This window comes from Streptomyces sp. NPDC006140, assembly GCF_040628815.1.
Classification (GTDB): Bacteria; Actinomycetota; Actinomycetes; order Streptomycetales; family Streptomycetaceae; genus Streptomyces.
Genome location: NZ_JBEXTS010000004.1, coordinates 108569 through 129223, shown reverse-complemented (window position 1 = coordinate 129223; position 20655 = coordinate 108569). Strand labels below are relative to the sequence as shown.

The following is a 20655-nucleotide window of genomic DNA, read 5'->3' as shown; positions in this document are numbered from 1 at the left end:
GGAGTTACGCATGAACACGCCCCTGTCACGCCGGACCACCCTCCAGGCCGCCGGTGTCATCGCCGCCGCCGGCCTGGCCGGCAGCATCGCGGGAACCGCACAGGCCGCCGCGGCGGAGGAGACCGGCACCGCCGGCGACAGCGTGGTCGTCCACCCGACGCTTCCGAAGGTGCCTGTCAACAACTCCTTCACCGTCAAGGTCCGGCCGCTCGGCGGCACCTGGCAGAAGCTCGGCGTCTACCTCGCCAAGCTCGCACTGATCGACCCGACCACCGGCAGCAACAGAGCCCAGAACTCCTCCTGGGCCGCCTTCGACTTCTCCGGCACGGTCGAGGTCGAGGTCACCTACAACCCGGGCGGCGGCGAGCAGGTCCGCATCCGCCCCGACTCGTACGGCATCAAGCCCGAGGTGCTCGGCAGCACCGCGCGCTTCACCCTGGACCGGCCCCGCAACCTCGTCGTCCAGATCGACGACAAGATCTTCGACTGCCTGCACCTGTTCGCGAACCCGATCGAGCAGGACGTGCCCGCCGAGGGCGACAAGAAGGTCATGTACTTCGGGCCCGGTCTGCACACCACCCCCGACGGGACGCTGAAGGTGCCCAGCGGCACCACCGTCTACCTGGCCCCCGGCGCCGTCCTCACCTCGCAGGTGATCTTCGAGAACGTGGAGAACTCCCGGCTGACCGGCCGCGGCGTGCTCTACAACTCTCCCAACGGGGCGCTCTTCATCCGCAAGACCGAGAACGTCACCATCGACGGCATCACGATCCTCAACCCGCGGTACGAGAACGTCCGGGTCGCCGAGTCGCAGAACCTCACCATCAAGAACCTGCGCGCCTTCAGCCACCAGGGCTGGGGTGACGGCATCCAGCTCTACTGCTCCGAGAACGTCACGGTCGACGGCTGCTTCCTGCGCACCTCCGACGACTGCGTCGCCCTCTACACCCACCGCTGGGACTTCTACGGCGACACCCGCAACATCACCGTCAAGAACTGCTCCCTCTGGGCCGACGTCGCCCACCCGATCAACATCGGCGTGCACGGCAACTCCGAGAACCCGGAGATGCTGGAGAACCTGCGCTACGAGAACATCGACATCCTCGACCACCGCGAGCCGCAGGTGACCTACCAGGGCGCCATCGCCTTCATGGTCGGCGACAGCAACCTCGTCCGGGACGTCAGGTTCGACGACATCCGGGTGGAGGACTTCCGCTGGGGCCAGCTCATCCACATGCGGGTCGAGTACAACCCGAAGTACAACACGTCGGCCGGCCGCGGCATCGAGTCCGTCTACGTCAAGGACCTCAGCTACAACGGCAAGAACGCCGACCTCTCGATCATCGCGGGCCTCGACGCGGAGCACGCGATCAAGGACGTCACCTTCGAGAACCTCCGCGTCAACGGCAGGGTGATCGCCGACAGCACGGGCAAGCCGAAGTGGTATCTGGCCTCGGACGGCGTGCCCATGTTCGTCAACGAGCACGTGACGAACCTCAAGTTCCTCACCACCGCCGAGGCCGCGGCGGCCGCCGCGTCATGAGCGCCGACCCCCTGAGAGCAACGCCCATGAGAACGACATCCGCCCCCAGCCGCCGGGGCTTCCTCGGCGGCGCGGCCGCCCTGCTGCTGGTCTCGGGCGCGAGCGGACTGCTCGCGTCCGGCACCGCCCGGGCCGCCGCCCAGGACCTCACCGGGGCACGTGCCTTCACCCACCCCGGGCTGCTGCACAGCGCCGACGACCTGGCCCGGATGAAGGCCGCGGTCGCAGCGAAGGAGTCCCCGGTCTACGACGGTTTCCTCGCCCTCGCCGCCCACGCGCGCTCCAAGGCGACGTACACCGTGCAGAACACCGGCCAGATCACCTCCTGGGGCCGCGGCCCCACCAACTTCCAGAACCAGGCCGTCGCCGACTCGGCCGCCGCCTACCAGACCGCGCTGATGTGGTGCGTCACCGGCGAACGGGCGTACGCCGACAAGTCCCGGGACATCCTCAACGCCTGGTCGGCGTCCCTGAAAGCCGTCACCGGGGCGGACGGGCCGCTCGGCGCCGGGCTCCAGGCCTTCAAGTTCGTCAACGCCGCCGAACTCCTCCGGCACAGCGGCTACGACGGCTGGGCGAAGGAGGACATCGCCCGCTGCGAGGAGTCGTTCCTGCGCGTCTGGTATCCGGCGATCTCCGGCTACATGCTCTACGCCAACGGCAACTGGGACCTGACCTCCGTCCAGTCGATCCTCGCCATCGGCGTGTTCTGCGAGGAGCCCACCCTCTTCGAGGACGCGCTCCGCTTCGCCGCCGCCGGCGCGGGCAACGGCAGCGTCCGCCACCGCATCGTCACCGACGCGGGACAGGGCCAGGAGTCCGGCCGCGACCAGGGCCACGAGCAGCTCGCCGTCGGCCTGCTCGCGGACGCCGCCCAGGTCGCCTGGAACCAGGGCGTCGACCTGTACGCCTTCGACGACAACCGGCTGCTGAAGAACGTCGAGTACGCCGCCCGCTACAACCTCGGCGGCGACGTCCCCTTCGTGCCCGACCTCGACCGCACCGGCAAGTACGTCAAGAAGACCGTGTCGGCCGTCGGACGCGGCAACCTCCCGCCGATCTACGAGATGGCGTACGCGCACTACGCCGGCGTCCGCGGCCTCGACACCCCCTACACCAAGGCGGCTGTCTTCCGCGGCACCGGCGGCGCCCGGGTCGTCGAGGGCAGCAACGACGACCTGCCCAGCTGGGGCACCCTCACCTTCGCCGGCACGAAGGCCCCGGCCCCGGCCGTACCCACGGCACCGGCCGGTGTCACGGCGGTCGGCACCGGCAAGTCCGTCACCCTGGCCTGGCTGCCCTCGGCGTGGGCCGAGTCGTACACCGTGCTGCGGGCCGGCAGCGCCGACGGCCCTTACGAGAAGATCGCGACCGGTCTCGGCGACCCGGGGTACACCGACCGCGACGCCCGCCCGGGCAAGGCGGCGTACTACCGGGTCACCGCCACCAACGCCCAGGGCACCAGCGCCCCTTCGCCCTGGGCGGCGGCGGTCCCCGGGCTGCCCGACCCCTGGGCGACGCGGGACGTCGGGGACGTGCGCGTCCCCGGCTCGGCGGTCTTCGACGGCGAACGGTTCCTGCTGGAGGCGTCCGGCACCGCCGACACCCACCGCCTGGCCTACCTGCCGCTGCGCGGCGACGGCACGATCACCGCGCGGATCGTCCATCCGCTCAGCTCCCAGTACTCGAAGATCGGCGTCACCGTACGGGCCGGCCTGGACGCGGACGCCGCCCACGCCGCCATGCTGATCCAGGGCCTGCCGCTGCACACCTGGAGCGGTGTGTGGTCCGTCCGGGCCAGGGCGGGGGAGCGGGTGCGGGGGACCGGCAGCACCCCGGTACCGCCCTCCCAGCAGCAGACGATCACCACGAGCGCGGCCTTCCCGATCTCCTCCCTCGGCGCGCTGCCCGAGTCGGCGACCCCGCTTCAGGCCCCGTACGTCGAGGGCGCGGGCGACGGCTACCGGCTGCGCATGCCCTACTGGGTGCGCGTCACCCGCCGGGGCGACCGCTGCACCGGCGCCATCTCCCCGGACGGCGTCCGCTGGACCGAGGTCGGCTCCACCGACGTCGACCTCGGCGCCACGGCGTACGTCGGCCTCACCCTCACCTCCTGCCTCGGCGTCGACGAGGAGTACGCCGAGACCGGCACGGGCGCCTTCGACAACGTCAGCGTGGTCTCCCGCACCGCCGGCGAGATCTGGTCCGTGCCGCGCCCGGCCCGCGCCGCCGGTGACCTGCGGGCCACCGCGGGAGCGGACGCGGTCGAACTGGCCTGGACCGATCCGGACCTCGCGGCCCGCTACAAGGTGCTGCGCGCCACCGCCGCCGACGGCCCGTACGAGACCATCGCCACCGGCATCGGCCCGGTCGGCTTCGGCACCCGCATCCGGTACGCCGACGCCACCGGCACCCCCGGCACGACGTACCACTACGCCGTCGCCAAGACCAACCGCGCCGGACGCGGCCCCCTGTCGCCGTCCGCCGCGTCGCCGATGCCGACGCCGTCGAAGCCCCAACTCACCTCTCCCACCGAGGCGTTCGCCAACCAGGGCGTGCCCTTCAAGCACCTCCTGCGCGCCACGCACGAACCCGTGCGGTTCGCCGCGGACGGACTGCCCGACGGCCTGCGCGTCGACAAGCGCACCGGCCTGATCTCCGGAACCCCCACCCGGACGGGCCAGTTCAAGGTCACCACCACCGCGGGCAACGCCGCCGGAGACGCCAACGGCACCCTGACCCTCACCGTCGGCACGCCGCCGCCCGCGCCCTGGACCTACGGCGACCTCGGCGACGTCGTCCTCGACGACCGCGCCTACGGCACCCTCGGCGTCGTCGCCGTCCGCACCCCCGGCAGCACCGCCCACCAGGACGGGACCTTCGTGGTGCGGGGCGCCGGAACCGACCTCACCGTCAACAACCAGGGCATGACCGGCCAGTTCGTCCGACGGCCCGTCACCGGTGACTGCGAGGTCACCGCCCGTCTGCTCTCCCGCGCCGGAGCCACCGGCGACCGGGTCGGCCTGCTCATGGCCAAGTCCCTGTCCCCGTTCGACCAGGCGGCCGGGACGATCGTCACCGGCGGCACGAGCGCCCAGCTGATGCTGCGCCCGACCGTCGCCGGCAAGTCCACGTTCACGGGCAACGCGGCGGTCACCGCCGGCTGCCTGCTGCGGCTGAAGCGCACCGGGACGCACTTCACCGCATTCGCCTCGACCGACGACGGCGCCACCTGGACCCCCCTCGCCGAGGGAGACATCCCCGGCTTCGGTGACGCCCCCTACTACGTGGGCCTCGTGGTCTGCTCCCGCGACCCCCTGGCCCGCAGCACCACCGAGTTCGACGAGGTGAGCATCACCCCCATGTAGCACTTCACGGATCGGAGAAGCACGCATGAGCCGCACTTCCCCCCACACGCACCACGAGGGCGGCCAGGTGAGCCGCCGCGGTCTGCTCAAGACCGCCGGCGGCCTCACCGCGGCCCTCGCCCTCGGCGCCACCGCCACCGCCACCACGGCGGACGCGGCCCCGGCGACCTTCACCCACCCCGGCATGCTGCACAACGCCGGCGACATCAACCGCGCCAAGGTCAGGGTCGCCGCGGGCGACGACCCCTGGGCCTCCGGCTGGCGCAGACTGACCGCCAACTCCCACTCGGCGTCCACCTGGACGGCCAGGCCCCAGTCCGTCGTCTACCGGGGAACGGGCTTCCCCGAGAACTACCAGCTCCTCTACAACGACATCGCCGCCGCCTACCAGAACGCCCTGCGCTGGCAGATCGCCGGCACCGCCGCGAACGGCGACTGCGCCGTGCGCATCCTCAACGCCTGGGCGAACACGCTCACGTCCATCCAGGGCACCGCCGACCGGTTCCTCGCCGCGGGCATCTACGGCTGGCAGTTCGCCAACGCCGCCGAACTCATGCGCGGCTACGCCGGCTTCGACCTGAACAAGTTCAAGCAGATGATGCTGAACGTGTTCTACCCCATGAACAACAGCTTCCTGACGAACCACAACGACGCCTGCATCACCAACTACTGGGCCAACTGGGACCTGTGCAACATGGCCTCGGTCATGGCCATCGGGATCCTGTGCGACGACGGCGCCAAGTACGACCAGGCCGTCAACTACTTCAAGAACGGCGGCGGCAACGGCCAGATCCAGCGGGCGGTGCCGTTCCTGTACCCGGGCGTCGAGGGCTACGACCTAGGCCAGTGGCAGGAGTCCGGCCGCGACCAGGGCCACACCGTCATGGGCATGGGCCAGATGGGCGCCCTGTGCGAGATGGCCTGGAACCAGGGAGACGACCTGTACTCCTACGACGGCCGCCGCTTCATGAAGGCCGCCCAGTACGTCGCCAAGTACAACCTGAACATGAACGTGCCCTTCACCACCTACACCTGGGGCAGCGGCCAGAACTGCTCCCAGCAGTCGCACACCGCGATCAGCTCCATCTCCCGCGGCCAGGTCCGCCCGGTCTGGGCGATGCTCCACTACCACTACGGGCGGCGCCTGCTCCTCGACGACAAGTACATCGCCCAGATGTGCTTCTCCGTCGCCCCCGAGGGCGGAGGAGGTGACTACGGCACCACCAGCGGCGGCTTCGACCAGCTCGGCTTCGGCACGCTGATGTACGCCAAATAGACGTACGCCACATAGCGGGCCCCGTGTTCCAAGTGTCTGCCAAATAGCGGCCAAGTCGGCTCGTGCACCGGAATACCGGCGAGCGATGTGGTGCTCTGGTGTTCCCGGTGCACGAGCGCGGCGAAGGGCTGGTGGGCGATGACGGCAGACCAGGCGGACCCCGTGGTCACGAGCCCGTACGGGGCCGTGCGCGGCCGCTACGAACGCGGCGTCGCGGTCTTCCGCGGCATCCCCTACGCGGCGCCTCCCTTCGGCCCCCGCCGCTTCCGCCCGCCCGTGCCCCTCAAGCCCTGGGAAGGCGTCCGCGACGCGGGCGCCTTCGGCCCCACCCCGCCCAAACCCCCGTACTCCGACGCCTTCGCCCACTACCTGTCCGACCCGGTCGTGCCCGGCGACGACTGCCTCAACCTCAACGTCTGGACCCCCGACCCGGACCCCGCGGCCCGCCTGCCCGTCCTGGTCTGGCTGCACGGCGGCGCCCTGACCCGGGGCTCCTCGGCCGTCCCCGTCTACGACGGGCACGCCTTCGCCCGGGACGGCGTGGTCTGCGTGTCGGTCAACTACCGGCTCGGGGTCGAGGGCTACGGCCTGTTCCCGGACACGCCCCCGAACCCGGGCCTGCGCGACCAGATCGCCGCCCTCACCTGGGTGCACGAGGCCATCGAGGCCTTCGGCGGCGACCCCGGCCGCATCACCCTCTTCGGCCAGTCCGCCGGGGCGATCAGCATCGGCGCCCTCCTCGCCGCCCCGCAGACGCAGGGGCTGGTCCGGCGGGCGGTCCTGCAGAGCGGGCCGCCCGAGGCGTCCGAGCGGGCCAAGGTGCGGCGGATGGTGCGCCGGATGGCCAGCCGGCTGAAGATCCCCGCCACCGCCGAGGCCTTCGCCGCCGTCGACCGCGACCTGCTGCTGCGCACCCAGGCCGAGGTGGGCCGGCTCAGCAGCCCGGTGGTCGGCGGCCCCGCCTTCGGCATCGTCGTCGACGGCGACGTCGTCCCCCGCGACCCCCTGGACGCGCTCGTCGAGGGCGCCGCTCCGGGCGTGGACCTGCTGATGGGCTGGACCCGAGACGAGTACCGGCTCTGGCTGGTCCCGGGCGGCCTGCTGGACCGCGTGGACCGCCTCGGAGCCGTCGCCCTGGCCGGTGCCATGGCCCGCTGCCACTGCGGCAGCGAGGTGCCGCGCGGCTACCGCGCCCTGCACCCCGAGGCCGGGGCGGCGGAGATCGTCGGCCAGCTCGTCACCGACCACCTCCTGCGCATCCCCCTGCACCACCTGGCCGACGCCCGCCCGGAACGGTCGTACGTCTACGAGTTCGCGTGGCCCTCGAACCTCCCCGGCCTCGGCGCCTGCCACGCGCTGGAACTCGGCTTCGTCTTCGACACCGGGGACGTCCCGGAGGCCCGCAAACTGGCCGGAGAGGGCGCCCCGCAGGAACTGGCCGACGAGATGCACGCCGCCTGGGTGCGCTTCGCCACGGACGGCGACCCGGGCTGGGAACGCTGGGACGCCCACCACCCGGTACGGATCTTCGGAGACCGCGCCGAGGACGCGCAGGACGGCCTCGCCTACACGGCCCACGGCCCCCGAGACCGCGAACTCGCCCTCTGGCACGCCGATGCCGCCCGCCCCCCGGACCCTCAGCTCCCGCGCGAAGAGTCACCCACCGAAGTGCGCACGGTCGTACGCCGACTGCGCCGATCCGGGGCACTGCGCCGGTACTGACCACGGCGGGCGGTCCTCCGAACGGGCGACTCAGGCATATTTTCTCCCGGCTTGCTCCACCTATGGCAGGGAACGCCCTATCAGCTCGACCAGCAGGAGAGCGCGCCCATGACCGGGACAGCCGACCCCCACCAGAACTCTTCGCGAGCGGCCCGGCCCGACTGCGCGGCCGAGCCGATCGCCGGCATCCTGGCCGAATTCGTGGACAAGCGGATGGGACAGCGGATCGCCCAGGGCCAGGACCCGGTGCTGCGGCCGGTCTTCGTCAAGTACCACGGCACCGCCCGGGGCGTGCTCACGGTCGACCCCGGTCTGCCGGAGGACCTCTGCATCGGTTTCCTCAAGGCCGCCCGGGACCGTCAGGGCGGCCTGACCGCCTGGGTCCGTTTCTCCAGTGACACGCAGCCGGACCGTCCGGACTTCCGTCGCACTCTCGGCATCGGCGTCAAGCTGTTCGGCGTCCCCGGCCCGAAACTGCTGGAGGACGAGGGCCAGGCGGACACACAGGACCTCGTGCTGCAGAACCACGACGTGTTCTTCGTCGACACCGCCCGGGACATGTGCGAGTTCCAGCAGGACCCGGTCGCGTACCAGAACGCGCATCCGGAGACCCGCGCCATCCTGCAAGCCATGCGCAAGCCCGAGGAGAGCGCGCTGACGGCCAGGTACTGGGGCGTGCTGCCGTACGCGTTCGGGCCCGACCGCCATGTGAAGTACTCGCTCGTGCCGGTCTCCTGCCCGCCCGGCGACCCGGCGGCGACGCCCCCGGACGAGGACCCCTCCTTCTTCCGGGAGGACCTGCGGCACCGGCTGGTTGAGGGTGAGGCCGCCTTCGACCTGACGGTGCAGTTCCGCACGGACGCGGACCGGATGCCCCTGGACCGCGCCACTGTCCGCTGGGAGGAGTCGCTGAGCGCCCCCGTCCGCGTGGCGAGACTGACCCTGCATCAGCAGGACGTCAGGGCACGCGGCCAGGACGCCTACGGCGAGAATCTGGCCTACAACCCCTGGCACTGCCTGGCCGAACACCGGCCCGTCGGCAGCATGGCCGAGGCCCGCAAGGCCGTGTACCGCGCGTCGGCCGCACGGCGCCGCGACGCGAACGGCGTCCCCGCCGCGGAACCCGGCCCCGCACGGCCGCCGTCCGGCGAACCCCACGGGCGGGACACCCGGATCGTGCGCGCCGCGATCCATCCCGCCATCGGAGTGGCCCGCGTCGGCGACAGCGCCGACGAGTTCTTCCTCGCCCCCGAGGTCGACGACCCACCGCCGCTGCCCGCCGGCTCGTACAAGGACGCGACCGGCGCCCTGAAGCGGCAGGCGGCGCGCTTCCGCGTCTACGGCTACAACGCCGCCGGGGAGGCCGTCGCCGAGCTGACCGCGGACAACGCGGACATCCGGTGGACCGTGCACGTGGCCAACAAGAAGGCCGCCTGGTACCAGTTCCAGCTGGCCCTGGACATCCCCGAGGCGGCCGGCGCCCCCGCCAGCGCGCTGCGCAACGCCAAAGTGCCCCCCGAGGAGCGGGGCCGGCTGGTCATCGACCCCGGCCCGCGCTCGATCCGAGGCCGGGACCGCGCGGGCCGGCCCGAGTACCGGTTCGACACCGGCTGCTTCCTCGGCAGGCCCGTCCCGCTGGGCGAGGTGCGCACCGACGGCGCCGGCCGACTGGTGTTCCTCGGCGGGCACGGCGTCTCGGCCTCGGTGGAACACGCCCAGGCCATGCACTTCGCCAACAACGACGGCTGGCACGACGACATCTGCGACGGCCCGGTCACCGCGCACGTCCGTGTCGGCGGCCGTTCCGTCCCCGTCGAACCGGCCTGGGTCGTGGTGGCGCCGCCGAACTTCGCGCCGGAGCTGAAGTCCGTACGCACGATGTACGACCTGATGCGCGACGTCTTCGTGTCCGCCGGAACCCTGCCGCCGCCGGACACCGTCTCGTTCACCCGCGACGTCCTGCCGGTCCTGCGGCGCCTGTGCGACCTCCAGTGGGTCAACCGCGGCATCGCCACGCTGTTCGGGCACGGCGGGCGGGAGCACTTCCTGGCGCCCGGGCGGCTCGCCCGGCTGGCCGACCCCGGGCCGCGCAACGCGGAACTGCGCCAGCAGATCTGGGCCACGATGCGCGACCTCGACCGTGACGGGCTCTCACCGGTGCCGTGGCCCCCGCTCTACGGCGACTCGATGAGCGTGCGGCCGGTCTCCGCGCGGCAGCACCTGACACTGACCCCGACGCAGTACCGGTCACTGGCCCGGTGGGCGGCGGGGGACTTCGACGCCGACCACGACCCGGTGGCAGTGCCCCCCGGGAGCCTCGACGAGGTGCCGCTGCCGCAGCGGCCGGCCATGCTCGACCGCGCGGCCCTGTCGTTCTGCCTGGCCGACGCGTTCCACCCCGGGTGCGAACTGTCCTGGCCGATGCGCCACAGCACCCTGTACGCGGCACCGTTCCGGGTTCGGCACCGCGCACCTGGCACACCCGAACCCGACTACGGCAGCGTGCTCACCCCGCAGACGGCGCTCGGCGTCGACGGCCCCCTCTACGGGCAGGGACCGGGCGATCTGACGCGCTGGATGGCGGTGCCCTGGCAGACCGACACCGCCCGCTGCCGCTCCGGCTACTACCTCGGGTACGGCCCGCGCTACGACCCCTACCTGCCCACCTTCTGGCCGGCGCGCGTGCCGAACCACGTCCTGACGGAGCAGGACTACGAGGAGGCGGTCGACCCCGGCAGGCCCGCCGAGGAGCGCCGGGCCGCCTTCGAGCGCCGGGCCGTGTGGGACCGTTGGCTGCCCGAGGACCGTATCGAGCAGATGAACGCCATGGTCAAGGACTTCGGCCGGCTGGGCCTCGTCGAACGGCGCCCGGGTGCCGACGACGACCCGGAGCTGCCCGCCACGATGTTCGTGGAGACCGCGGTGGGCTTCCATCCCGAACAGCCTCCGCCCGCCCTGCGGCACCTGCGGTGCCTGCATGTGCCGGAGGCGGCGGATCCCGAGCCGGACGGCGGCGCCCTGGCCGCGGCCGTGGCCCGGACGGACGTACCTCAGGAGCAGGTCATGGCGGGCTACTTCGAGAAGGTCGACCGCTTCCCGGAGGAGCGGTGACCGAGCGGTGACCTACGAGGTGATCGTGGCCGGGGGCGGCCCGGCGGGCGCCGTCGCGGCGCTGGTCCTGGCACGGGCCGGCCGCCGGGTCCTGCTGGTCGACAAGGGCGCGGACGGCCCCGGGCCGTCCCCGTTCCGGGTCGGCGAGACCCTGCCGCCCGCGGCCAGGCCGCTGCTCCAGGACCTGGGCCTGTGGCCAGGGTTCGCCGCGGGGCCGCACCTGCGGTGCGTGGGGACGTACGCCTCCTGGGGATCGGAGCGGCTCCACGGCCGAAGCCACCTCCACGACCCGCACGGACCCGGCTGGCACCTCGACCGGGCCCGGTTCGACGCGTTCCTGCGGAGCGCTGCCGAAGCCGCGGGGGCCGAGCTGCGCCGGGCCGAGGCCGTGCCGCGCCCCGCGCACGCGGGCGACCGTTGCGTACTGATCCGCGGCGACGGCCGGCCCGAAGAGGTGCGCTGCGACTGGGTCGTGGACGCCACCGGCCGCCGCGCCGTGATCGGCCGTCGCCGGGGCCGGCGCCGCAAGCAGGACCGGCTCACGGCCGTCTACGCCCTGTTCGGACGACGGCTCCCCGGCCGGCCCACCCCGGACGCGGAACTCCGCACGCTCGTGGAGGCGGTCCCCGGCGGCTGGTGGTACACGGCCAAAGTGCCGGCCGGGCGGCTGGTCGCGCATCTCACCGACTCCGACCTCACCGACTCCGCGCTGCGCACCCCGGAGGGATTCCTCCGCGCGGCCCGGGACACCCGCCACGTCCGTACCCGCCTCGACGGCTACGACCCGGCCCACGCCCCGGCACCCCGCTGGACCGCGGCCCACGGGCTGCGTCTGCACCCGGCGTCGGGCCCCGGCTGGATCGCCGCCGGAGACGCCGCCGTCGCCTTCGACCCGCTCTCCTCCCAGGGCATCCTCACGGCCCTGCACTCCGGAGCCCGCGCCGGCCGGACCGTCGACCGGTGCCTGTCCGGCGAGACGTCCGCCCTCGCGGACTACGCCCTGTTCCTGGACCGGATCACGGACGCCTACGAGCGGCATCACACCGAGACCTACGGCCAGGAGCGGCGCTGGCCGGAAGACCCCTTCTGGGAACGCCGGCGCCCCACGCCCCGGGAGCCGTCGGCCACCGCCGAGGCCCGCACCCGGGTGTGACCACCGCCGTTCGGCCGTTCGAGGGCGGTCTCGCGCGCCCGGCGTGTGGAATCCGGTCGTCAGCGGGGGCGGGATTACGCTCCGTGTCCACGGAGGTGCGACATGCGTGGACGAACGCGGCGACTGCTCGCCGGTGCCGGTGTGTGGGGGAGCGTTCTGCTCCTCGTTTCGTGCGGCGACTCGTCCGAACCCGGCGGCGACACGTCCCCCACACCGACGCGGTCGACGGTGTCGCCTTCGGAGACACTCCCGACCGCGTCCACGACCTCCGGCACCCCCGAGGCGACGGTCTCCGGTTCCGCGTCCGCGACCACCGGTCCCAACGCCACGGCGGATTCCGGCAGCTCGGAGCTTCCGCCGCCCCCGCCTCCGCCGACGCGTACGCGCAGGGCGACTCCAGGACCTTCTCTGGCCCCGACCCAGACCGCCCCTCCACCGGCGGTGCCCGACTCGCCTCCGGGCCCCATGACCACATGACGGAGCCGTGGGACAAGCCCGGCGCCGACGCGCTGACGCTGGGCAAGGCCGTCGTGGCCCAGGCGTCCTTCATCGCCGCCCTGATGTTCTACCTGGGGGCGATCTACACCAGTGCCTACTACGCCTACTACCACATCTCGCTCAGCTTCCTCGGCTTCGGTTTCGCCCAACTGGTGCTGCAGAGCCTCCATCTGCTGCGGTTCGAGGTCCTGGTCGTCGTGGTCGTGGGGCTGCTCGTCCTCGAGGCGTCGAGGAACCCCGGGCACCTGCCCGTTCCCGGTGCGCTGCGGCGGGGTCTGCGGACGGCGGGGGAGGCGCTGGCGCGGTGGCACCTGGTCGTCGTCGCGGCCGGGCTGGCTCTGCTGTTGATGTGGTCGCGCATTCACCCCTATGCGTGGACGGCCCCGCTCACCATCGCGGTGGGACTCCTGCTCGGACAGACCCGACCGGCCCGGGACGGCCGGCCGTGGCAGGCCGGCAGCCGGTCCGTGGTGATCCTGGCGGCCGCGGCGTTCCTGTTCTGGACCCTGACCCAGGCCGCCTGGCAGTTGGGCGACCGCGACGCGAGGACGCACGCGCGCGACGTCGTCAGCTGGACCGGTGTCGTCATCCTCAGCACCGAGCGACTGTCCTTCCCCACCCGGTCGGTGCAGCCGGAGGACCTGCGGGAGGGCTGGCGTCACCGCTACCGCTACACCAACCTGCGGCTGCTCCTGGAACGCGACGGCCGCTACCTCGTCGTGCCGACGGACTGGGACGCCCGCAGGGACCCCATCTACGTCGTCATCGAGGACGCGAACACGTGGATCGGCCTGACTCCGGGCGAGCAGGAACCCGTCTGAGCGGAGCGGGACTACCGCGCCGCGGGCGCCGCCACCGAGTCCCGCACCACCACATGCGTGCCCAGCAGCAGATGCTCGTCCGCCGCGCCCGGCGTGTGCTCCAGGGCCGTGCGGACGGCGAGGCGGCCCAGTTCCTCGTAGGGGACGTGGACCGTCGTCAGGGCGGGGTGCAGGTCGCGGGCGAAGGGGATGTCGTCGTAGCCGGCGAGGGAGACGTCGCCCGGCACCGTCAGGCCCGCCTCGTGCAGGGCGGTGAGGGCACCGGCCGCGACCATGTCCGTGGCGGCCACCACCGCCGTGAACTCCAGCCCCTCCTTGAGGGCTTGCTGCATCAGGCGGTGGCCCGCGTCGCGCGTGAAGTCGCCGTGCAGCAGGAGCGACGGGTCGGGGGTGAGGCCGCGGGCCCGGTGAGCCGCGAGGTAGCCGCGCTCGCGGCCCAGGGCCGTGGTGTGGTCCGCCCGGCCGCCGAGGAACAGCACCCGGCGGTGGCCCTGGGCGAGGACGTGCGCGACGAGCGTGTAGGCGCCGCCCTCGTTGTCGTACTCGATGACCGTCACCGGGGCGCCGGGGTCCAGCGGCGGCCGGCCGCAGAGGACCAGGCGGGAACCGGCCGAGGCGAGGGAGTCGGCCATGCGGTGGGTGCGTTCGCGGTACTCGGGGGTGTCGGCCGTGCCGCCGACCAGGATCACGGCGGCGGCCCGCTGGGCCCGCATCATCTCGACGAACTCCAGCTCGTGCCGGACGTCGCCCTCCGTACTGCACACCAGGCAGAGGTGACCGAGCCGGGTCGCCTCGCGCTCCACGCCGTGCGCCATGTGCGCGAACGACGGGCCGGTGATGTCCTCCAGGACGAAGGCGAGGGTGGGCGTGCCGACGCCCGCGATCGCCTTCGCCCGCGCGTCGGCCACGTAGTCCAGGTCCCGGACCGCCCGCATCACCCGGCCGCGCGTCGCCGCGCTCACCGGGTAGACGCCGCCGAGCACCCGGGACACCGTCGACGCCGAGACCCCCGCGCGGGCCGCCACGTCCCGGATGGTGCTGCGGCTCGCGTCCCCGCTCTTCCTCGTCATGCCTGCCTCGTCTCTCCCGGGCACCGGTCCGCGCCCACCCCCTCGGGAACTGCGGCAACGCCGTAGCAACCGGTTCCCATCACGGAGGCTAGCAGCGGAGAGGGGAGGGGAGGAGGGGTGTGCGCGGACTGGTGAGGGGCCGGCCGGGGCGGCCGGAGGGGTGTCCGCGCGGCTGCGTCGTCCGCCTGGTGGGGCGAGAGCGGGTGTGCCGGGCGTCGCCGAGGTGGGCCGTCGGCGGCGGCCCCACGGGGTGCCCGTGAGGCCGCGGCGTCCGCCCAGCGCGGCGGATGGGAGTGCCGGGCGTCGCCGAGCGGGCGCGTCCCCGCCGGCGGCCCCGCGTCGGCCTCGTCTAGGCCGCGCTCAACGCCCCGGCGATCCCCGTGATCGCCTCCGGTCCCACCCGGCAGCAGCCGCCGATCAGTCGGGCCCCCGCCTGCTGCCAGCCGCGCACCTGGTCGGTGGTGAAGGAGGAGTGGCCGGTCCAGGTGCGTGCCTCGGCGTCCCAGGTCTCGCCGCTGTTGGGGTAGACGACGACCGGCTTGCCGGTGACCCGCGCCGCGGTCGCCGCAGCGGCGTCCACGTCCTCGGGCGCGCAGCAGTTCACGCCCACCGCGATCACCTCGTCCGCGTCGGCCGCCAGGGCGAAGGCCTCCTCCAGCGGCTGCCCGGCCCGGGTGCGGCCGCCCGCGACGGAGTACGTCAGCCAGGCCGGCACCCCGAGCCCGCGCACCGCCCGCAGCAGGGCCGCGGCCTCGTCGGCGTCCGGGACCGTCTCCAGGGCGAGGACGTCGGGGCGGGCCGAGGCCAGCACCTCCAGGCGGGGCCGGTGGAAACGCTCCAGCTCCTCCACCGTCAGCCCGTAGCGGCCCCGGTACTCCGAGCCGTCCGCGAGCATCGCCCCGTACGGCCCGGCCGACGCCGCCACCCACAGGGGCCGGGCCACGCGCGCGCGGCGGGCCGCCTCCCGGGCCAACTCCACGCTCAGCGCCATGAGTTCGGCCGCCCGGTCGTGGTCGATCCCGCGCTTCGCGAAGCCCTCGAACGTGGCCTGGTAGCTGGAGGTGATCGCCACGTCGGCGCCCGCCCGGAAGTAGGCGAGGTGCGCCTCGGTGACCGCCTCCGGCTGTTCGGCGAGCAGCCGCGCCGACCACAGCTCGTCGCTCAGGTCGTGCCCGGCCGACTCGAGCTGGTTGGACATGCCGCCGTCCAGGACGACCGTCCCGGCGGCGAGGGCTTCGGCGAGGGTGAGGGTGCTCGTCATAGGGGTGACGGTAGTCGACGTCCGGTGGCGGACCCCAGTCGAATGTGTCCAGTACATGAACAGGTCGCCCAACATGTGGGATGGCGGGTTACGATCACGGCCCTCCCCCTCCGCCCGTACAGGAACACTCATGACCGTCCCCCGCCCCGCCGAGGCCGCCGAACCCACCGGGCCGGCCCCCGCCACGGCCGCCGCGCCCGCCCCCCGCCGCACCTTCGGCCTCGCCGCCGCCACGGCCCTCGTCATGGGCAACATCATCGGCGGCGGCATCTTCGCCCTGCCCGCCACCGTCGCCCCCTACGGCACGGTCAGCCTGCTCGCCTTCCTCGTGCTCTCCGTCGGAGCCGTGCTGCTCGCGCTGCTCTTCGGCCGGCTGGCCCGGCGCAGCCCGGTCACCGGCGGGCTGTACGTCTACCCCCGGGACGCCTTCGGCGAGTTCGCCGGGTTCCTGTCGGCCTGGTCGTACTGGACGATGTGCTGGGTCAGCATCGCCGCCCTGGCCGTCGCGGTCGTCGGCTACGTCGACGTCCTGATACCCCTGCACGGCAACCACGCCCTCCAGGCCGCCGTCGCCATGGCTGCCCTGTGGCTGCCCGCCGCCGCCAACTTCGCGGGCACCCGCTGGGTCGGCGCGGTGCAGGTCGTCTCCACCGTCCTGAAGTTCGTGCCGCTGCTCCTGCTCGCCACGGTCGGCCTCTTCTTCGTCGACGCGGACAACTTCGGCCCGTTCAACGCCTCCGGGCAGAGCGTCTCCGGCGCGCTGGCCGCCTCCGCCGCGCTGCTGCTCTACAGCTTCCTCGGGGTGGAGTCGGCGGCGGTCAGCGCGGGCGAGGTCCGCGACCCGGAGCGCACGGTCGGCCGGGCGAGCGTCCTCGGCACCCTCGCCTCCGCCCTGGTCTACATCCTCGGCACGGTCGCCGTCTTCGGCCTCGTCCCGCACCGCGAACTGGTCGACTCCGGCGCCCCGTTCGCCGACGCCGTCAACGCCATCACGGGCGGCGGCTGGGGCGGCACCGCCATCGCCCTGGTCGCGGTCGCCTCGATCACCGGCTGCCTCAACGGCTGGATCCTCATGGCCGCGCAGATGCCGTACGCCGCCGCCCGGGACGGCCTCTTCCCCGCGCCGTTCGCCCGCGTCGGCAAGGGCGGCGTCCCCGGCTTCGGCGTCTGGGCGTGCGCCGTGCTCGGCACGCTTCTCATCGCCCTCAACTACACGGCCGGCCCGGACACCACCTTCCGTGTCCTCGTCCTGATCACCACGTTCACCGGCTGCGTGCCGTACCTGCTGTCGGCGGCGGCCCAGCTGTACTGGCTGGCGCGCGGCACCCGCGACCGGGTCCGCCCCGCCGGACTCGCCCGCGACCTCACCGTCGCCGTGCTGTCGTTCGGCTTCTCCTTCTGGCTGATCGCGGGCGCCGGGTACGCGGCCGTCTACCAGGGCGTGCTGTTCCTGTTCGCCGGGATCCCGGTGTACGTGTGGCTGCGGGGACGCGGGGACAGGACCGAGGCGTCGGCATAGCATCGGGGGATGCCCGAGGTCGCTGCCCCGCAAGCCGAAGTACGTGAAGTCCTGGGAGTCCCGGCGGACGAGGCGGTGTTCGAGCCGCTGCCGCACAACCCGCTGAACGGTGTCACGGCGGGGGTGTGGCGCGTCACCGGCGGCGGGCGCTCGGCCGTGCTGAAGGTGCTGACGCGGACGAAGGAGACCGGCGTCTCCTGGGCGGCGTCCAACGACCCCCGCCACTGGAACTTCTGGCGCCGCGAGGCGTACGTCTACCGGTCCGGGCTCGCCCGGGTCTGGGAGCGGCACGGCATCCGGGCGCCCCGGCTGCTGGAGTGCGCCGAACGCCCCGGCGGCGACGTGGCGCTGTGGCTGGAGGACGTGCCGGGCGAACCGGCGACGACCTGGCCCCTGGCCCGGCACGTCGAGCACGCCCGGCGCCTCGGCGCGGCGCAGGGCGCGGTCGGCGCGGGGGAGGACCGGCCGTGGCTGTCCCGGCGGTTCCTGCGCGACTACACGGCGGGGAAGACGACGGGCGCGGCCCTGCTCGACGACGACGAGGCCTGGCGGCACCCCCTGGTCCGGTCCCACTTCCGGCCCGGCCTGCGCGAGGACATGGTCCGTCTCCATCACGACCGCGAGTGGCTCCTCACGGTCATGGAGTCCCTGCCCCGCGCCTTCTGCCACCTCGACCAGTGGCCGGCGAACCTCCGTTCCGACGGCCCCGACACCGGCGCCCTGCTCGACTGGGCCTTCGCCGGTGACGGCGCCCTCGGCGAGGACCTCGGCAACTACCTCCCCGACACCGTCCTCGACCACTTCGTCCCCGCCGCCGAGCTGCACGGCCTGGCGAAGTCGGCCTACGACGCCTACGTCCACGGCCTGCGCGAGAGCGGCTGGCACGGCGACGAACGCCTCGTACGCCTCGCCGTGTGCGCCTCCGCGGTGAAGTACGACTGGCTCACCGCGCTGCTGCTGGCCAGGGCGGACGAGGAGCCGGTCGGCTACGGCGGTACGGGCACGGTCGCCGCCGCCGTCCGCTACCGCGAACGGGGCCTGACCCTCGCCTTCCTCGCCGAGTGGGCCGCCGAGGCCCGGCTGCTGGCCCCGCAACTCGGCTTCCCCGAGGCACCGAGCGGCCGCTGACCGCCGCCGGGGCTCACACCTGCGTGGGGACGGCGGCCGGACACCGGCGCCCGGGTTCCCCGATGCTCACCGCCGGGCCCGGACCGCGTGGCGTCCGCCCCGCCGCCCTCCCCGGCCCCGCCGGGTCGCCACCGGTACGGCGAGGCTGACGGCGAGGGCGAGACCGAGGGCGTAGGGCCACCAGCCGAAGCCGACGCCCGCCGACGCGCCGGCGCTGCGGGGCGCCACCCCGCCGGACCCGGACACCGCCGGTGCGGTGGGGGAGGGGCCCGGGGCGGTGACCGCCGTCAGGGCGACGTCGTTGCCGTCGCCGGCCCGGTAGCTGATGCGGTAGGTCGTGTCGGCCAGTTTCAGTCGGGCGCCCTCCGCCAGACCGGTGAAGGTCCCCGCCGGTGCGCCGCGGCCCGTGTGGTCGATCACGGTGATCTCACGGGCGGGTCGTTTCCGGCCGGGCGCCCCGGCGGCCGACAGGTCGAGGTCTCCGGCCAGCCGTACCGCCCCCGTCACCTTCAACGGCCCGTCCCGCAGCACCAGCGAGCCCCGCGCGCTCTGCGTGTAGGCGCCGTCCACGGTGAGTCCGGTGGTGACCGTGCCGTCGCTGGTGACCGGGCCGCGCACCGTGCCCTTGCCGGTGAGGGACTTCGCCACGTGCAGGCCTGCCCGGCCCGTGTCCAGCCGGGCCGCGGCCGACGTGAGCCGGACCGCCTCGCTGCGGTCGAGCGTGGCGCCCCGGCGCAGGGCCAGCGTGCCCCGGGCGACCGTGGTCGTCCCGGTGTACGTCACCGCGCGGCCCGTCAGCGTCGTCGTGGCGGCTCCCGACTGGGTGAGCGAGCCGCTGCCGCCGATCCGGGACAGGGTGAGGGGCCGGCCGGTGTTGCGCAGCACCAGGGAGCCGTTGTTGACGACCTTGTAGTGGGGGCCCGCGGTGTACAGCCCGCCGTCGCCGCCCCGCTTCCCGCTGCCGAGCCGCAGCACCGCGCCCTTCTCGACCGTCGTCGAGCCGTCGTAGTACTGCACGGCCGCGAAGGTCACGTCGTTGCCGGGGGTGCCGGCGATGACGACGTCGCCGGCGCCGGGGGCCGAGAGCGTGTCGTGGAACCTGCCGCCGCCGATGGGGGCGCCCAGGGTCACCGGGCCGTTGTAGTCGAAGGTGAGGCGCGACCGGGAGCGGGCCGCCAGCAGGTTGATGTAGACGGTTTCCGCGGTGCCCGGCATGAAGATCCGGTCCGTGGTGCCGTCGCCCCACCGGACGTCGGCGCCCTTGATGTTGGTGCCGCGCTTGTTGACGTTCTTCCGCGCGGGCGTCCAGTTCAGAGCCGGGTCGCTGAGCGAGGGGTCGGTGTCGCCGCCCCGGTCCGACCAGCTGTACTGCCCGGTCAGGACCACCTTGCCGCCCGGCCTGGACTGCACGTTGATGTCGCTGCCGTACTCGCGCTGGTAGAAGTCCATGCCCAGGGTGACGGTCTGCCCCAGCGGGGTGTCGACGGTCCAGGTGCCCTGGTTGAGCACCTTGCGGACGCGGGGCAGGGAGGTCGCGTACTCCGGGCGGCCGGCGTTCAGCTGCGTGCCGTTGTCGATGACGCCGGAGAAGGGGTGGGTGCCCGACAGGTCCCAGGTGCCCCACAGGAACCTCGGCTGGGTGATCAGCCCCGAGCCGCTGATGGTGCCGAGGTTGTAGGCGCTCCTGAGGGACAGCCGGAGGGTGCCGTCGACCCGGATGTTGTCCTGGTTGAGGCGGAACGCCGGGGTGTCGTACGGGAAGTGGCCGATCAGGCCCGTCGTACCGCCGTTGCCGTACTGGAGCGTCGCCCCGTGCTCGACCGTGACCGCGGGCGGGTCGGGGCGGGTGACCGTGACGTACGGGTGGTTGCCGCCCCGTGTCCGCACCTGCTGCCGCTGCCGGGACCGGGGAAGGGTGAAGTCGCTGTCCTTGGTGAGGACCAGGGTCCCGGTGCCGCGTACCGTGAGCGTGCCCTCGCCCCGGAAGACGCCGTCGTACGTCGTCGTCCCGGGCGGCACGGTGACGACCGTGTCGCCGGCGAGGGTCACGTCCCGGTCGGCGAGCACGTCGGCCGTGACGTCCCGGGGCCCGGCGGCCACCGCCGGGGGAGCGGCGAGCAGGGACGCGACCGCCGCGAGGACGCCCGCGGCCGCTGCTGTGGTGTGGGTGAGGCTGCGCACGTGA

Annotated in this window: 12 protein-coding genes; 9 read left to right on the top strand and 3 right to left on the bottom strand. The window is 73.4% G+C overall.

Annotation, left to right across the window (positions count from 1 at the left end; translation table 11 throughout):
- The first annotated feature begins 10 nt into the window (after positions 1–10).
- From ABZ386_RS13375 to ABZ386_RS13345, 7 genes are all read left to right on the top strand, one after another.
- Positions 11–1543: a glycosyl hydrolase family 28 protein gene (locus ABZ386_RS13375; RefSeq protein ID WP_356499809.1), complete on the top strand. Its 1533-nt coding sequence runs from the start codon at positions 11–13 to the stop codon at positions 1541–1543.
- A gap of 26 nt (positions 1544–1569) precedes the next feature.
- Positions 1570–4911 (top strand): alginate lyase family protein, encoded by a 3342-nt coding sequence (locus ABZ386_RS13370; RefSeq protein WP_358964766.1) that lies wholly within the window; start codon positions 1570–1572, stop codon positions 4909–4911.
- Positions 4912–4936: 25 nt separating this feature from the next.
- The gene (locus ABZ386_RS13365) at positions 4937–6187 is read left to right on the top strand and encodes an alginate lyase family protein (protein ID WP_351334958.1); all 1251 of its coding nucleotides are present in this window, start codon (positions 4937–4939) and stop codon (positions 6185–6187) included.
- Between the two features lie 138 nt (positions 6188–6325).
- Entirely contained in the window at positions 6326–7909 is a 1584-nt protein-coding gene (locus ABZ386_RS13360) for a carboxylesterase family protein (RefSeq protein WP_358964765.1), read from the top strand.
- A gap of 108 nt (positions 7910–8017) precedes the next feature.
- Positions 8018–11020 carry a LodA/GoxA family CTQ-dependent oxidase gene (locus ABZ386_RS13355; RefSeq protein WP_355719987.1) on the top strand — a complete coding sequence of 1001 codons (3003 nt, stop codon included), beginning with the start codon at positions 8018–8020 and terminating at the stop codon, positions 11018–11020.
- 7 nt (positions 11021–11027) lie between these two features.
- Positions 11028–12173, top strand: coding sequence for an FAD-dependent monooxygenase (locus tag ABZ386_RS13350; protein WP_356499805.1), 1146 nt, complete (start codon positions 11028–11030; stop codon positions 12171–12173).
- Between the two features lie 473 nt (positions 12174–12646).
- Positions 12647–13492 carry a hypothetical protein gene (locus ABZ386_RS13345; RefSeq protein WP_356616871.1) on the top strand — a complete coding sequence of 282 codons (846 nt, stop codon included), beginning with the start codon at positions 12647–12649 and terminating at the stop codon, positions 13490–13492.
- Between the two features lie 11 nt (positions 13493–13503).
- Here the strand turns inward: ABZ386_RS13345 and ABZ386_RS13340 are convergent, their stop codons facing one another.
- The gene (locus ABZ386_RS13340; RefSeq protein ID WP_351334971.1) at positions 13504–14562 is read right to left on the bottom strand and encodes a LacI family DNA-binding transcriptional regulator; all 1059 of its coding nucleotides are present in this window, start codon (positions 14560–14562) and stop codon (positions 13504–13506) included.
- A 349-nt stretch (positions 14563–14911) separates the two neighbouring features.
- A complete protein-coding gene (gene mmuM / locus ABZ386_RS13335) occupies positions 14912–15823 on the bottom strand; it encodes a homocysteine S-methyltransferase (protein WP_351334973.1) in 912 nt (303 codons plus the stop codon).
- A 130-nt stretch (positions 15824–15953) separates the two neighbouring features.
- Here mmuM and ABZ386_RS13330 point away from each other — a divergent pair, with 130 nt between their 5' ends.
- Positions 15954–17342, top strand: coding sequence for an amino acid permease (locus ABZ386_RS13330; protein ID WP_355721131.1), 1389 nt, complete (start codon positions 15954–15956; stop codon positions 17340–17342).
- Between the two features lie 9 nt (positions 17343–17351).
- Positions 17352–18470, top strand: coding sequence for an aminoglycoside phosphotransferase (locus ABZ386_RS13325; RefSeq protein WP_358964764.1), 1119 nt, complete (start codon positions 17352–17354; stop codon positions 18468–18470).
- A 66-nt stretch (positions 18471–18536) separates the two neighbouring features.
- Here ABZ386_RS13325 and ABZ386_RS13320 read toward each other — a convergent pair whose 3' ends face one another.
- Complete coding sequence (locus ABZ386_RS13320; RefSeq protein ID WP_356616869.1) at positions 18537–20651, bottom strand: autotransporter-associated beta strand repeat-containing protein; 2115 nt, start codon at positions 20649–20651, stop codon at positions 18537–18539.
- Positions 20652–20655 lie beyond the last annotated feature (4 nt).

Coding starts and splice junctions, on each gene's coding strand:
- ABZ386_RS13375 (WP_356499809.1), top strand. CDS start 11: ATGAACACGCCCCTGTCACGCCGGACCACCCTCCAGGCCGCCGGTGTC.
- ABZ386_RS13370 (WP_358964766.1), top strand. CDS start 1,570: ATGAGAACGACATCCGCCCCCAGCCGCCGGGGCTTCCTCGGCGGCGCG.
- ABZ386_RS13365 (WP_351334958.1), top strand. CDS start 4,937: ATGAGCCGCACTTCCCCCCACACGCACCACGAGGGCGGCCAGGTGAGC.
- ABZ386_RS13360 (WP_358964765.1), top strand. CDS start 6,326: ATGACGGCAGACCAGGCGGACCCCGTGGTCACGAGCCCGTACGGGGCC.
- ABZ386_RS13355 (WP_355719987.1), top strand. CDS start 8,018: ATGACCGGGACAGCCGACCCCCACCAGAACTCTTCGCGAGCGGCCCGG.
- ABZ386_RS13345 (WP_356616871.1), top strand. CDS start 12,647: ATGACGGAGCCGTGGGACAAGCCCGGCGCCGACGCGCTGACGCTGGGC.
- ABZ386_RS13340 (WP_351334971.1), bottom strand. CDS start 14,562: ATGACGAGGAAGAGCGGGGACGCGAGCCGCAGCACCATCCGGGACGTG.
- mmuM (WP_351334973.1), bottom strand. CDS start 15,823: ATGACGAGCACCCTCACCCTCGCCGAAGCCCTCGCCGCCGGGACGGTC.
- ABZ386_RS13330 (WP_355721131.1), top strand. CDS start 15,954: ATGACCGTCCCCCGCCCCGCCGAGGCCGCCGAACCCACCGGGCCGGCC.
- ABZ386_RS13325 (WP_358964764.1), top strand. CDS start 17,352: ATGCCCGAGGTCGCTGCCCCGCAAGCCGAAGTACGTGAAGTCCTGGGA.